The sequence below is a fragment of the Micromonospora parva genome (genome assembly GCF_000718515.1).
Taxonomy (GTDB): domain Bacteria; phylum Actinomycetota; class Actinomycetes; order Mycobacteriales; family Micromonosporaceae; genus Micromonospora; species Micromonospora parva.
Window position 1 is genome coordinate 53,463 of sequence record NZ_JNZS01000005.1, and the last position, 14,222, is coordinate 67,684.

Sequence of the window (14,222 nt, forward strand, 5' to 3'; positions counted from 1 at the left end):
CAACTATTGGTGACATGCGTTGAAACAGACGAATGCCCCGGACGCGCGTGGCGTCCGGGGCATTCAGGAACTGAGTCAGCGCAGCACGAAGGCCGGCGGGCTCGCGGGGCTCTCGTTGGCGGACCGGTCCAGGGCGGTCAGCTGGTAGGTGTAGCGCCGGCCGGGCTCGGCCGAGGTGTCCACCCAGGACTGGCTGGCACCGGCCGTGGCGCGGACGGTGCCGACCAGGTTCGCCGCGTCGGCAGTGGCGCACCGGACGGGCAGCGTGGTGCCGTCGAACCGGTAGATCGCGTACGAGGTGGCGGTGCCGAGCGGGCCGACGCCGTCGGCGGGCTGCCGCCAGGTGAGCCGGACCCCGTCGGCCTGCCGGGTCGTCTTGGTGACCACCGGGAAGAGCAGCGGGCGGGCCGGCAGGTGGGGCATGGCCGGCACCAGCGCCGGGCGGGAGTAGTGCTCAGCCGCGTAGATGTCGGTGGCGTCGAGCCGGTTGGCCCGTACCTGCACGGCGGAGAAGTGCACGTTGCCCTGCACCTCCGGGTACGACCGGTTGAGCGTCAGGTGGTCGGACAGTTCGCGTGGGTTCTGCCAGAACGACCCGTACGCCGGGTCGCCGCTCTTGTAGTCGGCCTGGCCGATGTAGAGCTGCACCCGGGTGCCACGCACCGTCTCGGCCCACCACGGCACCAGGCGCGCGTAGTCCGCCGCCGGGTACTGGCCGATGTACCAGTAGAGCTGCGGCACCACGTAGTCGATCCACTCCTGTTTGATCCACTTACGGGTGTCGGCGGAGATGATGTCGTACGACTGGCTGCCGGTGGTGTCCGAGCCGAGCGGGTCGGCGGTCTTGTTGCGCCAGATGCCGAACGGGCTGACCCCGAACTTCACCCACGGCTTCGCCGCCTTGATCTTGCCGTTCATCTCCTGGATCAACAGGTTGATGTTGTCCCGCCGCCAGTCGGCCCGGTCGGTGAAGCCCCGGTTGTGGGCCGCGAAGGTCGCGTCGTCCGGCACCTGGTAGGTGCCGCTCGGGTAGGGGTAGAAGTAGTCGTCGAAGTGGACGCCGTCGATGTCGTACCGCTTGACCGCGTCCATCATGGCGGTCTGGACGAACTCGCGGACCTCGGGGATTCCCGGGTTGTAGTAGAGCCGGCTGCCGGCCACTCCGGCCGGTGGGTAGGCGAACGTCCACTCGGGGTGCTGTTGGGCCGGGTGGCCGGGGGCGAGTTGGGCCAGGTCGGCGCCGGCGCCGCCGGGGGTCGGCATGGAGACGCGGTACGGGTTGAACCAGGCGTGGAACTCCAGGTTCCGTTTGTGCGACTCGTCGACCAGGAAGGCCAGCGGGTCCCAGCCGGGGTCCTGGCCGCGTACCCCGGTCAGGTATTCCGACCACGGCTCGTACGGCGAGGGCCAGAGCGCGTCGGCGGTGGGCCGGACCTGCACCACGACGGCGTTGTGGTTCAGGCGCCCGGCCAGGTCGAGCAGTTCGCGGTACTCGGCCTGCTGGGCGGCGATCCGGTCCGGCGCGGTCTGGGACGCCTTGCTGGGCCAGTCGATGTTGACCACCGACGAGATCCACATGGCCCGGAACTGTCGCTTGGGGGTGGCCGGGTCGGTGGCGCAGGCAGCGGTGGTGGTGGTGTCGGCCGCGCTGGGCGCGGCGCTCGCGGGGGTGACGCTGACAAATGTGCCGAGCAGGGCTGCGACCAGCCCGGCGGCTCCGAGTTGGGTGGCTTTCATGCGGTGTGTCCCTTCGGTGGGGCTCCCGGATGTTTCGCGCGGCGCGCGGCAACATTCGCCGTCGGTGTCCGCGTTCCTGGTAGGAAATTTTCACAGTCTGGCCATCGCCGCAAGAGTTCGGGGTTGACCAATCGCGCCGCTGGGTAGCAACGGCGGTCACCGGCCGCCACGGAGGTGGTCGCACGGTGGGAGGGGTGACCGGGTGTCCGTGCTGCGCACAAAACCAATCAAGGACGTGATAGCCCAGGGTGAGGCGGACGGCAGCGACGGCCAACTGGGGCTGAAGCGGCGCCTCGGCGCGATCGACCTCACCGGCTTCGGCATCGGCATCGTGATCGGCACCGGCATCTTCACGCTCACCGGGATCGAAGCCCGGGACAGCGCCGGGCCGGGCGTGGTGATCTCCTTCGCCATCGCCGGCGTGGTGGCCCTGCTCGCCGCCCTCTGCTACGCCGAACTGGCCTCCAGCGTGCCGACCGCCGGCAGCGCCTACACCTACGCGTACGCCACGATGGGCGAGATCGTCGCCTGGATCATCGGCTGGGACCTGCTGCTGGAGTTCGCGCTCGGCGCCGCGGTGGTGGCCCGGGGCTGGTCCGGCTACCTCGCCGAACTGCTCGACCTGCCGACCCGGTGGTTCGGCGAGGAGGGCAGCACCGTCAACGTTGGCGCCATCGCCATCGTGCTGATCCTCGGCATCGTGGCGATCGTCGGCATCCGCGAATCCGCCCGGATCACCAACCTGCTGGTGCTGGTCAAGGTGGCCATCTGTGTCTTCGTGGTGGTCGCCGGGCTGTTCTTCGTCAAGGCCGCCAACCTCACCCCGTTCATCCCGTCGGCCGAGCCCGCCGGAAGCGGCGACGACGGCATCAAGCAACCGGTCACCCAGGCGCTGTTCGGGCTGGAGCCGTCGGTCTTTGGTTTCGTCGGGGTGCTCAGCGCCGCCGCCGTGGTCTTCTTCGCGTACACCGGGTTCGAGGCCGTGGCCAACCTCGGCGAGGAGACGCGCAAGCCCAAGCGGGATCTCACCCTGGGCCTGCTCGGCACGCTGCTGATCTCCACGGTGCTCTACGTCGGCGTGTCGCTCGTGGTGGTCGGGATGGTGCCGTACACCGAGATCGACAGGGGCGCCCCGATCGCGTCCGCCTTCGAGTCGGTCGGCGCGGGCTGGGCGGCAGTACTGGTCTCCATCGCCGCCGTCGCGGGCCTGACCAGCGTCATCCTGGTCGACCTGGTAGCCATGGGCCGGATCGGCTTCGCCATCGCCCGGGACGGGCTGATCCCACCCTCGATCGCGAAGGTGCACCCGCGTTGGGGCACCCCGTACCGGATCTCGGCGATCATGACGGTGGCGGTCGCGCTGCTGGCCGGCTTCCTGCCGCTGTCCGCGCTGGCCGACCTGGTCAGCATCGGCGCGCTCTGCGCCTTCGTGCTGGTGTCGGTGGCGGTGCCGATCCTGCGCCGCAGGCGGCCGGACCTGGAGCGGCCGTTCCGGGTGCCGTTCTCGCCGGTACTGCCGATCGTCTCGGCGCTGGCCTGCTTCTACCTGATGCTCAACCTGTCGGTGGAGACCTGGCTGCGGTTCCTGGCCTGGATGCTGCTCGGCGCGTTGATCTACTTCGGTTACGGCTACCGCCGCAACCGGTTGGCCCGACACGAGCCCGCAGTCGCCCCGGGTCCCCGTGAGCCGACCGCCGACAGCTGATCCGACGGAACGAGGAAGGGTCCCTTGCCGCTGCGAGGGGCCCTTTCCCTGTCGCTGGTACCCCTGGCGGCGGTGGCGCTGACGGTATGGTGCGCCCGTCACCTCGGGGAGGTTGCGGCGTGCGACACAGACTCAAGGACGTGGCCGAGCGAGCCGGCGTCTCCGTGAAGACCGTCTCCAACGTGGTGAACGGCCACGTCCATGTCCGACCGGACACCCGGGCACGGGTCGAGGAGGCGATCAGCGAACTCAACTACCGGCCCAACCTCTCCGCCCGGCACCTCCGCAAGGGGCGTACCGGCGTGATCGCGCTGGCCGTTCCGGAGCTGGACATCCCGTACTTCGCCGAGCTGGCCCGCTACGTGGTCACCGCCGCCGCCGAGCACGGCTGGACGGTGCTGATCGACCAGACCGGCGGTCGGCGGGAGCAGGAACGGGTGCTCGCCTCAGGCATCACCGGCCACCTGATCGACGGGCTCATCATCAGCCCGCTGGGGCTCACCGCGGCGGACCTGGCCGGCCTGGACGGCACCCCGATGGTGCTGCTCGGCGAGCGGATCGCAGACGGCCCGGCGGATCGTGTGGTGATCGACAACGTGGCGGCAGCCCGGGAGGTCACCGACCACCTGATCCGGTTGGGGCGTCGCCGGATCGCCGCCGTCGGCGCGCAGCGCACCGACGAGGGCGCCAGCGCCCGGCTGCGCCTGGCCGGTTACCGGGACGCGCTGCGCGCCGCCGGGCTCGACGACGACCAGGCCCTGGTGGCGTCCGCGCCGGCCTGGCACCGCGCGGACGGCGCGGCCGCGATGCGCGGCCTGCTCACCTCCGGAGTACGCCCCGACGCCGTCTTCTGTTTCAACGACACGCTGGCCCTCGGTGTCCTGCGCGCGCTGCACGAGGCCGGCCTGCGGGTGCCCGAGGACGTGGCGGTGGCCGGCTTCGACGACATCGAGGACGGCAGGTTCGCCATCCCGGCCCTGAGCACCGTCGCCCCGGACAAGGAGCAGATCGCCCGCCTGGCCGTCCAACTCCTCGCCGACCGCCTGACCGGCAACCCCACCCTCCCCACCCGGCAACTAACCGCCCCGTACCGCCTCCACCTCCGCGAATCCACCCGGACCGGGTCAGTCGAAGAAGCGGGCTAGGTGGGATTGGGGTGCCGGGTCGGCGTCCGGGGGGAGGGGGGTCAGGTCGGCGAAGATCGAGGCGCCGTCGCAGCCGGCGTGCAGCGGGTACCAGCGCGGGGTGCCCGGGGGCCGGAGCTGACAGATCCCCTTGAACGTCTGCACGTCCATCAGCCGCACGTGGGTCGGGTCGGCCACCGCGTTCACATGCCCCCACCAGGGGCTCATCACGTGCAGCACGCCGCCGGGGCGGAGCACCCGGTGACACTCGTCGACCAGCGGCAGGAAGTCGATCAGGTGCTCCAGGATGTGCACAGCGAAGAGGACGTCCACCGAGTTGTCGGCGAGCGGTAGTGAGCCGGACAGGTCCGCGACGGCGTCCACGCCGGGCGCCGGGTAGATGTCCAGCCCCAGGTTGCTCGACCACTGCTTGGTCGGCCCGCAACCGAGGTCCACGACCACCGGCGCCCGCCCGCCGATGCCGACCCGGCACCAGACGCCGTAGACCCCGGCGAGCCGCCCCACCAGGTCGCGCACCAGCCGCAGTTGGGCGGGCTCGGCCACCTCGCCGCTCAGATGGGCCACCCCCCGGTCGAAGCGCACCTCGACCGTCAGGTCCCGCAACCGCTCATCGTGGCGGACCTGGTCCGCCCATGCCTGGGCGAGGAATTCGTCGATCGCCCGCAGCCGGTCGGCCGAGGGTGGAGTCTGCGCCAAAGCGACCATTCGGGTCACCTCCCGCCGCGCGATACCCGCAATCGCGCCCGTTATGCCCCGCTCGTCCACATCGCTGCTCGCTCGGGCGAGGCCACTCACGCGCGTGTCGCGGGATGCGGGCCGGGGCCGCATCACCTCGCCGCTCACTGGGCGAGGCTGCCCACACGCGTGTCGCGAGATGCGAGCCGGGGCCGCAATCATCGTGATGCCACACCGGCATCACGATGTCTCCTTGGCATCATGCTCAACGCCGGCATCGGCTTCGCGCCGGCATCGGCTTCGCGCCGGCATCGGCTTCGCGCCGGCATCGGCTTCGCGCCGGCATCGGGCTTCGCGCCGGCATCGGGCTTCGCGCCGGCATCGGGCTTCGCGCCGGCACGGGCCGGGCCGCGTGTCAGCCGGAGATGGTGCGGCGTCCGCCGCGCATCCGCTGGCGAGGTGGCGGGTCGGCGGGCTTTGGCCGCTTGAGGTGATAGCGGTGCAGTTCGTGGTTGCCGGGCAGGGACGGGTCCTCGCTCATCGCGACCAACTCCCAGCCCTGGTCGCCGGCCCGGTTCAGGTGGGCCAGCGAGGTGTCGCCGTAGGGCGTCACGTCGACCATCGAGCCGTCCGGGCCGTACCAGACGAAGACGACCTCCCAGCCGAGGTCGTTGGTCGCGGCCTGGCGGCGGCGGACCAGCAGGGCGTACTCCCACTTGAGCATGGCGTCATTCTCACCCCGCGCCGGCCCGCCGGCACGGATCAATCCTCGGCGATCCGCCCGCCGTCGACCCGCAGTCGCCGGTTGGTCTCGATGGCGGCCAGCATCCGCCGGTCGTGGGTGACCAGCAGCAGCGTTCCGGGATAGCTGGCCAGCGCCGATTCGAGCTGCTCGATGGCGGGCAGGTCCAGGTGGTTGGTGGGCTCGTCCAGCACCAGCAGGTTGACCCCACGGCCCTGCAGCAGGGCCAGCGCCGCCCGGGTCCGCTCACCGGGCGAGAGGGTAGCCGCGGGTCGGGGCACGTGCGCCGCGCGCAGCCCGAACTTCGCCAGCAGGGTCCGCGCGTCGGCCGGCGACAGATGGGGTACGGCCGCGTGGAACGCGTCGATCAGTGGCGCGTCGCCGAGGAACAACCCACGGGCCTGGTCCACCTCGCCCACCACCACGCCGGGCCCGAGCGAGGCGGTGCCCTCGTCCAGCGGCAACCGCCCCAGCAGCGCGGCCAGCAGGGTGGACTTGCCCGAGCCGTTGGCCCCGGTCACCGCGACCCGGTCCGCCCAGTCGATCTGGAGGTCCACCGGGCCGAGGGTGAAGCCACCCCGGCGTACCACCGCTGCGCGCAGCGTGGCCACGACGGCGCCGGCGCGGGGCGCGGCGGCGATCTCCATCCGCAGCTCCCACTCCTTGCGGGGCTCCTCGACCACGTCGAGCCGTTCGATCAGCCGTTCGGTCTGCTTGGCCTTGGCGGCCTGCTTCTCGCTCGACTCGCTGCGGAACTTACGGCCGATCTTGTCGTTGTCGGTGGCCTTGCGGCGGGCGTTCTTCACGCCCTTCTCCATCCAGCCACGCTGGGTGCGGGCCCGAGCCTCCAGGCCGGCCTTCGTGTCGGCGTACTCCTCGAAGTCCGCGCGGGCGTGCCGACGGGCCACCTCGCGCTCCTCCAGGTAGGCCGCGTAACCACCGCCGTAGTGATTGACCTGCTGCTGCGGCAGGTCCAGCTCCAGTACCCGGGTCACCGTGCGGGTAAGGAACTCCCGGTCGTGGCTGACCAGCACCGTGCCGGCCCGCAGCCCGGTGACGAACTCCTCCAGCCGTTCCAACCCGGCCAGGTCCAGGTCGTTCGTCGGCTCGTCGAGCAGGAACACGTCGTACCGGCTGAGCAGTAGCGACGCCAGCCCGGCGCGAGCCGCCTGGCCGCCGGAGAGCCCGGTCATCGGGTGGTCCAGGTCGACGGCGAGCCCCAGGTCGGCGCTCACCTGCTCGGCGCGTTCGTCCAGGTCCGCGCCGCCCAGGGCGAGCCAGCGCTCCAACGCGTCGCCGTACGCGTCGTCCGCGCCCGCCGCCCCGGCGGTCAGCGCCTCGGTCGCCGCGTCCAGTGCCGCCTGCGCGCCGGTCACCCCGGTCCGGCGGGCCAGGAAGTCGCGGACCGTCTCGCCCGGCCGCCGCTCCGGCTCCTGTGGCAGGTGTCCGACGCTCGCGGTGGGTGGGCTGAGCCGCACGCTGCCGGCCTCGACCGGCAACAACCCGGCGAGGGTACGCAGCAGCGTCGACTTGCCGGCCCCGTTCGGCCCGACCAGCCCCACCACGTCGCCGGGGGCGACCACCAGGTCCAATCCGGCGAAGAGTTGGCGGTCGCCGTGCCCGGCGGCCAGGTCCTTGACGATCATCGTGGCGCTCATCAGGACGGCAGCCTATCCGGCCGCCCGCATGCCAACCGCCGGCAGCGGGCAGACTCAACGACGTGGTGACCACACTGGCGATCGACTGCGGCGGCGGGGGCATCAAGGCGTCCGTGCTCGACGAGGCGGGAACGATGCGGGCCCGGCCGTTGCGGGTGCCCACTCCGTACCCTCTGCCGCCCGCGTTGTTTGTCCGGACCCTGCTGGATCTGGGCGGGCGCCTGCCGACGGCGGACCGGCTCACGGTCGGCGTACCCGGGATGATCCGGCACGGCGTGGTGGTGAGCACCCCGCACTACGTCACCCGCAACGGCCCCCGCACCCGGATCGACCCGGACCTGCTCGCCGAGTGGTCCGGCTGGGACGCGCGGGGGGCGCTTGCCGACGCGTTCGGGGTGCCGGCGCTGGTGCTCAACGACGCCGAGGTGCACGGCGCCGGGGTGGTCGCCGGCACCGGTTGCGAGCTGGTGCTGACCCTGGGAACGGGGCTGGGCAGCGCGCTCTTCGACGGTGGGGTGCTCGCACCGCACCTGGAGCTGTCGCACGCGCCGGTGCGCTGGGGCACCACCTACGACACGTACGTCGGCGAGCCGGAACGTCGACGGCTCGGCGACGCCTTCTGGTCCCGGCGGATCCGGCAGGTGGTGGACGGGCTCCGCCCGGTGTTCCGCTGGGACCGGCTCTACCTGGGCGGGGGCAACTCCCGACTGATCCGGCCCGAGCAGCTGGCCCGGATGGGCGACGACGTGGTGGTGGTGCCGAACACCGCCGGGATCGTCGGCGGCGTCCGCGCCTGGGAGCTCTCCGCCGGACGCCGGGACGCCCGCACCTGACCCTTCGGCGGCACTGGGCGGCCGGAACTGGCCCGATCTCGACCCCGGGAACAGTCGCCAAACTTCCAGTGTTGTGCCAGCGTCGGAACAGGTGACGGTGCGACCCGAGGAGGTGGCAGATGGATCTTCTGGCGGACTACCGGCGGGCGACCATGTTCTTCGAAACCGGTGACCCCAGCGGGGCAGCCCGACTGCTGGAGCCGATCATCGACGCCGAACCCGGCAACGCGGCGGTTCGGCAGTTGCTGGCCCGGGCGTACTTCCAGTCGGCCCAGCTCACTCGGGCCGAGGAGCACCTGCGCGAGCTTATCGAGCGGGACCCCAGCGACCACTACGCACACCACGTGCTCGGTCGGACGCTGGAACGGCTCAACCGGCACAACGACGCGCTGCGGCACCTGCGCATCGCCGCCGCGATGTACGCGGCCAACGACGACTACCGGACCGCGCTGGAGCGGGTGGAGACCCGCCTGGGCGGCAGGCGCTGAGCCTGACCCGGTGACGAGTGCGGGGGCGGTCCCACGGGGCCGCCCCTTCGTCGTCGGACGACCCGGCGGACGTGCCTAGGATGGCGGACATGGGACCTGACCGGCCGGGGGCTGCGGCATGAAGCTCAAGCTGGACCTGCACGAGATCTTCAACAAGGGCCACGACATCGACCGCGCCCTGCGCGGGATCATGGACGAGGCGGTGGCGAAGAAGGCCACCCTCGTCGAGATCATCCCGGGTAAGGGGTCCGGCCAGCTCAAGAAGCGGGTGCTGCGGTTCCTCGACCAGAAGGATGTCAAGCAGCTCTACCACCGGGTGGAGAAGGACTCGAAGAACTTCGGCCGCCTCTTCGTCCACTTCCGCTGGAAGTAAGACCACGGCCAACGGAAGCACTGCGGACAGGCTGCCCAGCCCGGCCGACGAGCTGGCACTACACACGTCAGGCCCCGACCTCAGCGACCATCGTGTCCGCGTCCTCGAACGACTCGACCGTGCGGAATCCTTCAGCGGCGGTCAGGTATCGGAACCAGGCTGCGCCGACTGACCGCTCAGCTTGGCCGACCGCAACCAGGCCAAAGTCGGTTGGCCGCATCCACCCGATCAGCCGAGGTTGCTGCGCGGACGCCGAGGTCAGTCACCGCCGAAGCCTCGCACACGACTCGGACCAGGTCAGCCCTGTGGGCGCTGCGCCCAGAAGAGGCTGTGCCCGCTGCTGCCCTCCGGGACGAAATCCTCGGCGCTGATCGTCAGCCCCGCCTGCTGCAGCCAGGCGCGGTAACTGGAGGCGTCGGCGTGGCTCCACCACATGGTGGCGGGGCCATCGAGCCAGTTGTCCTCGGTGCCTGTCCAGGCGGTGTTGCCGACGGTGGTGAGCAGCCAGCCGCCGGGGCGTAACCAGGTGGCGATGCTCTTGATGAGCTGCGGCTGGTCGGCCAGGGGCATATGGATGAGGGCGTAGAGGCAAACCACGGCATCGAAGGAGGCCGGCGGCAGGTCGAGCCGGGTGGCGTCCGAGTGGAGAAAGGTGCCGTTTGGCACCAGGCGGCGTGCCCGCTCGATCTGCACGTCGCTGACGTCAACGCCGGTCACGCGGTGTCCCGCGTTGGCGAGGAAGCGGGCGACCGGCACCCCGCAGCCGCACCCGAGGTCGAGGACCCCTGCTGAGGCAGGTAGGCGCTGGTGTAAGTCGGCCAGCCAGGGACCGTACTGGCCGTCGTCGGCGTCGTCCGATCGATAGTGGTAGGAGAGCGTGTCGTACCCCCGTCGTACCAATTCACGCTCGTCGTTCCTGCTCATTCCGGGAACCCTACGAGGCTCGGTGTCGCCTGCCAGCGGTAGAGGTCGCACAGCAGGCAAATCTCGGCGCAGTGGTGGATCAGTTCCCTGCTGAGGTAGGTAGACTGTCTCGAAGTAAGATTGAATCTAGCTTCGGGAGGGTCGATGTTCATCGGCCGCCGGACGGAACTCGACCTGCTCGGCAAGCAGCTTGATCATGTGAAGCGCACCGGTCAGGGCCGTTCCGTCGCCATCCGTGGTCGCCGCCAGGTGGGCAAGTCGCGGCTGGTGCAGGAGTTGTGCGACAGGGTCGACCTGCCGTACTGCTTCTACACTGCGGTCAAGGGCGCATCGAGCATCGAAGCGGTCGGCTACTTTCTCGGTGCCCTGCGCGACTCGTCGCTGCTCACCTCCAGCGGTCGTGACCTGCTGCCGTCCCAGCCACCGGCCGGTGGCTGGGGAGACATGCTGCGGGTCCTGGCGGGCGTCCTGCCCGATACGCCGAGTGTGGTCGTCCTGGACGAACTGCCCTGGATCTCCGAGCAGGACACGACGTTCGACGGGCACCTTCAGGTCGCCTGGGACCGGCTCATCTCCGGCAAGCCGGTGCTACTGCTGCTGCTCGGCAGTGATCTGCACATGATGCAGCGGTTCACCGAGTACGACCGCCCGTTCTACGGCAGGGCCACGAACATGGTCCTCGGCCCGTTCAATCCCGCCGAAACCGCCGCGGTGACCGGGTTGAGCGGCGCGGACGCGATCGATGCGCACCTGATCACCGGCGGGTTGCCCGGTGTGGCTCTGGAGTGGTCCCCGGGTACGCCCCCCGCCGATTTCCTGGGTCAGGAGATCTCCAACAAGACGTCGGCGTTGTTCACCGTCCCCGAGCAGTCTCTGGCGTCGGAGTTTCCCGCCCCGGACACTGCCCGACGCATCCTGGAAGCGGTCGGTGGGGCAGGTAGCCGTACGTTCAGCAACATCGCCGCTGCCGCCGGGGACCGCGGCGGCCCGGTCAGCTCCGGCACCCTGTCCCCGCTGCTGCACCGGCTCGTCGAGGAGAAACAGGTCCTCGCCGTCGACAAGCCGCTGTCCACCAAGCCCAGCAAGCTGGCCCAGTACCGGATCGCCGACAGCAATCTGCGCCTGTATCTCGCCATTCTTCGGGATGTGCACCAACTGGTGCTGCGCGACCGGTCAGCGGCCGCCCGCGCCATCCTCGACAGTCGGTGGTCATCCTGGCGGGGCAACGCCGTCGAGCCGCTCATCCGCGATGCGCTCGCCATCAGCGCCGGGGCCGGCGGTTTGCCCTGGACCGACACCTGGGAAGTCGGCGGCTGGTGGAATCGGCAGTCCAACCCGGAAATCGATCTTGTCGGCGCGGACCGCGCCCCGATCGCCTCCCGCATCGCGTTCGCCGGCTCGATCAAGTGGCAGGACGGCCCCTTCGACCGACGTCATCTCGACGAACTGCGCCGCGATGCCCCGCTGATCCCGGGTTTTCAGCCCGGGGTCAGCGGCCTGGTCGTCGTCAGCCGCTCCGGAGTCGACCTCCCGGCCGAGGCCGTGCACCTGGTGTGGGGGCCGAACGACGTCCTCCAGGCGTGGTCGGCCTGACGCTGTCCAACGGTGGATCGGCACAGGCGGCCGGGGAACGGGCAGGCTGCACCTCGTCTGACCCCGGCACTACAGCAACGGGGGTCAGAGGCTGGCGGTGAGGAGTGCGCAGGCGAGCAGCGGCAGCGCGGAGAGGGTGCCCACCAGGGCTGACGAGCGGATCCGGGCACGGGAGAGGAGCACCGCGAGCGTCGCCAGGCTGACCAACAGCGCGAGGAACGCCGCCGGCAGGGCCACGTAGAGCCCGAAGAGCAGCGCCCTCGACCGTTCGGAGTCGCACGCCTCGCCGCAGTTCGCCGGGACCGAACCGGAGAGCGTGCTGAGGAACAGACCGAACGACACGACGGCGGCCACGTACCAGCCGGCCAGCACCAGGAACGAGGAGCGCGCGTCGGCGAGGTCGGTGCGGGGCGGAGCCAGCGTCATGAGCGAAGTATCCGCTGTTGTGAGCGGGCGAGCAGCCTGGGCCAGGCGCGCCGCACCGTCCAGCCGCGCCGTCCAGCCGCACTGCCTCGTTGCTGCGGCCGCTATTCCCTTTTGCCCGATGGGCCCTTCGTCGCGGGACGGCCGTTCAATTCAGGCTGCGTTATGCTCCGGCGGTCCAAAAACGAGGATCCACGGGGGTCTGGTTTGTTCAGGTGGAATAAGGTTGCCCGGCGAATAGCTGCGGCCACTTTTGTCTGTTTTGTTGGTTCTATCGTTCCTGTCGCGACGGTGCCCGCGCAGGCGTCAGCCGCGGCGCTGCCGCAGTTGAAGGCGGCGATCCCGGCCCAAAGTCTCATCCGGGCAGGCCTGTCATCCACGCTGTACCACCTCGACATTCAGCTTGGGCTGGACAAGCGCCAGGCTACGGAGGTGACGACCAGGTCGGACATCAGCGAAATCAAAGACAAGATGATGTTTTCGTTCGACGACGAGGGTTGCGAACGCGTCGGCGATGTCGTTACGTGCCGGGAGTACGCACGGTTCGGGTTGGGTGCCAGCCAGACGGCGAGCGCATTCGGGTACGCCTCACCGCAAGGCTCGACTCTGCCCAGCGGCGTTGTCGGCACCGTCCGGACGACCGTCGAGGTCAAGGGTTACGCGCCGGCGAATGTGCAGACCGAGATCATCGCGGTTGACCAGTTGACGGTAGGGCGCGTTGTCATGCCGACCCTGACCGCTGCGCCGGGTGACACGGTTACCGCCCGCTTCGGGTTCAAGGTTTCCGGCACGGTGCCGGCGCGCGGCGTGGTCCTCGACTTCAGGGGCGGCGGTCCGCCACGTGGTGTGCAGGACCTGAGCTCAGGCCTGTGGCCGGCTGAGGCGGTGGACCGGTTCTCCAACTGCTCCTACAACGGCGTCGAGTTGCTCTGGTGCCGTTTCGACCAGGAATTTGCGCCGGGTCGGACGTTCGTGGTCCCCGTTCGGGTGAAGGTCAGGGCGGATTCCGGTAAGAAGGTGAGCCTGCTCGCGGGCATCCAGCCGTCGTCGGTCCGCCTGCCGAAGATCGAGGCGGTTCGTGCCGTGGCGCCAACGGAGCTGGGCGTGCCGGGCGGTGGCCCCAAGCTCGTTGTTGATAACGCGCCCGCTGTCACCGAGGCCGCTCCCCACTTGTTCGAGGCATCGGCTGAGCAGACCATCCAGACCGACAGCAAGCTCGCCTCCGACTACGAGAAGGTGAAGCTGTTCGCCAGTACGGTCTATTACCAGAAGACGGGCGACGTGGCGCCGCTGGAAGTGGGATTCGACAACGGTGGCGAAGCGCTCAGCCGTGACCCGTTGCTGCTTGTCCAAATCCCCTTCCGCACCAAGGCGGTAGCGGTTCCGGACTCGTGCTTTGACATAATTCCGCATATGGACTATGTCGAGCCCGCGCTGACAAATCCGGCACCGCTGGGCCGCGAACAGTATCTGTGCGGCTGGCGTGGGGTCGTCGGCAATGGTCAGCGGCTGAGCCTGAAGTTCTCCCTGCGCGTGGAGGAGGACAATGCGTACGGGGGCGAAGTGCGGCGCTATCCGTTCGACTTTTCGGAAAAGTCGAACGTGACGATCAACGTTGTCAAGGGGACGCCGCCCACCCCGTCGCCCTCGGCGTCTGCCACGCCCAGCCCAGGGCCGAGCGGATCGCCACCGGCCACCGCCACTCCGACCCCGAGCGGGTCGGCGTCGGTCCCGGGGGCGGCATCGCCGTCATCGCCCGCGTCGGGTGGCGGTGGCGGCCTGCCCCTGACCGGTCTGCCCCTGGTCACGTTCGGTGCCGTCGGCGTGGGGATGCTGGTGGTCGGGTTCCTCCTGCTGCACTACGGCCGGCGTAAGCGGCTGACCATCCGCAGCGAGTAGGGGCGGACGCGCCAGGAGTCAGGTTCG

General features: G+C 70.1%; 13 protein-coding genes. 7 read left to right on the top strand and 6 right to left on the bottom strand.

Annotated elements, in window-relative coordinates; all coding sequences use genetic code 11:
* Positions 1-75: 75 nt before the first annotated feature.
* On the bottom strand, positions 76-1,737 hold the full coding sequence (locus IF22_RS0107225; protein ID WP_030329760.1) for a glycoside hydrolase family 10-like protein: 1,662 nt from the start codon (positions 1,735-1,737) through the stop codon (positions 76-78).
* Positions 1,738-1,939: 202 nt separating this feature from the next.
* On the opposite strand from IF22_RS0107225, the gene IF22_RS0107230 reads away from it, so the two are divergent.
* A complete protein-coding gene (locus IF22_RS0107230; protein ID WP_036410999.1) occupies positions 1,940-3,442 on the top strand; it encodes an amino acid permease in 1,503 nt (500 codons plus the stop codon).
* A gap of 119 nt (positions 3,443-3,561) precedes the next feature.
* Positions 3,562-4,587, top strand: a complete 1,026-nt coding sequence (locus IF22_RS0107235; RefSeq protein WP_030329762.1) for a LacI family DNA-binding transcriptional regulator — start codon at positions 3,562-3,564, stop codon at positions 4,585-4,587.
* Here IF22_RS0107235 and IF22_RS0107240 read toward each other — a convergent pair.
* From IF22_RS0107240 to IF22_RS0107250, 3 genes are all read right to left on the bottom strand, one after another.
* Positions 4,567-5,292, bottom strand: coding sequence for a methyltransferase domain-containing protein (locus IF22_RS0107240; RefSeq protein WP_030329763.1), 726 nt, complete (start codon positions 5,290-5,292; stop codon positions 4,567-4,569). The genes IF22_RS0107235 and IF22_RS0107240 overlap by 21 nt on opposite strands.
* Before the next feature lie 385 nt (positions 5,293-5,677).
* Entirely contained in the window at positions 5,678-5,986 is a 309-nt protein-coding gene (locus IF22_RS0107245; protein ID WP_030329764.1) for a hypothetical protein, read from the bottom strand.
* Between the two features lie 38 nt (positions 5,987-6,024).
* The gene (locus tag IF22_RS0107250) at positions 6,025-7,662 is read right to left on the bottom strand and encodes an ABC-F family ATP-binding cassette domain-containing protein (RefSeq protein WP_030329765.1); all 1,638 of its coding nucleotides are present in this window, start codon (positions 7,660-7,662) and stop codon (positions 6,025-6,027) included.
* A 62-nt stretch (positions 7,663-7,724) separates the two neighbouring features.
* On the opposite strand from IF22_RS0107250, the gene IF22_RS0107255 reads away from it, so the two are divergent.
* The 3 genes from IF22_RS0107255 (at position 7,725) to IF22_RS0107265 (ending at position 9,356) form a co-directional block, all read left to right on the top strand.
* A complete protein-coding gene (locus tag IF22_RS0107255) occupies positions 7,725-8,495 on the top strand; it encodes an ROK family protein (protein WP_030329766.1) in 771 nt (256 codons plus the stop codon).
* 119 nt (positions 8,496-8,614) lie between these two features.
* Positions 8,615-8,983 (top strand): tetratricopeptide repeat protein, encoded by a 369-nt coding sequence (locus IF22_RS0107260; RefSeq protein ID WP_030329767.1) that lies wholly within the window; start codon positions 8,615-8,617, stop codon positions 8,981-8,983.
* A gap of 118 nt (positions 8,984-9,101) precedes the next feature.
* The gene (locus IF22_RS0107265) at positions 9,102-9,356 is read left to right on the top strand and encodes a Smr/MutS family protein (RefSeq protein WP_030329768.1); all 255 of its coding nucleotides are present in this window, start codon (positions 9,102-9,104) and stop codon (positions 9,354-9,356) included.
* A 297-nt stretch (positions 9,357-9,653) separates the two neighbouring features.
* Here the strand turns inward: IF22_RS0107265 and IF22_RS0107275 are convergent, their stop codons facing one another.
* The gene (locus tag IF22_RS0107275) at positions 9,654-10,280 is read right to left on the bottom strand and encodes a class I SAM-dependent methyltransferase (RefSeq protein WP_030329769.1); all 627 of its coding nucleotides are present in this window, start codon (positions 10,278-10,280) and stop codon (positions 9,654-9,656) included.
* 144 nt (positions 10,281-10,424) lie between these two features.
* Between IF22_RS0107275 and IF22_RS0107280 the strand changes: the two genes are divergently transcribed.
* Positions 10,425-11,873, top strand: coding sequence for an ATP-binding protein (locus tag IF22_RS0107280; protein ID WP_030329770.1), 1,449 nt, complete (start codon positions 10,425-10,427; stop codon positions 11,871-11,873).
* 84 nt (positions 11,874-11,957) lie between these two features.
* Here IF22_RS0107280 and IF22_RS0107285 read toward each other — a convergent pair whose 3' ends face one another.
* Positions 11,958-12,299: a hypothetical protein gene (locus tag IF22_RS0107285; RefSeq protein ID WP_030329771.1), complete on the bottom strand. Its 342-nt coding sequence runs from the start codon at positions 12,297-12,299 to the stop codon at positions 11,958-11,960.
* Between the two features lie 288 nt (positions 12,300-12,587).
* On the opposite strand from IF22_RS0107285, the gene IF22_RS0107290 reads away from it, so the two are divergent.
* Entirely contained in the window at positions 12,588-14,195 is a 1,608-nt protein-coding gene (locus IF22_RS0107290) for a hypothetical protein (RefSeq protein ID WP_030329772.1), read from the top strand.
* The last annotated feature ends 27 nt before the right edge of the window (positions 14,196-14,222 follow it).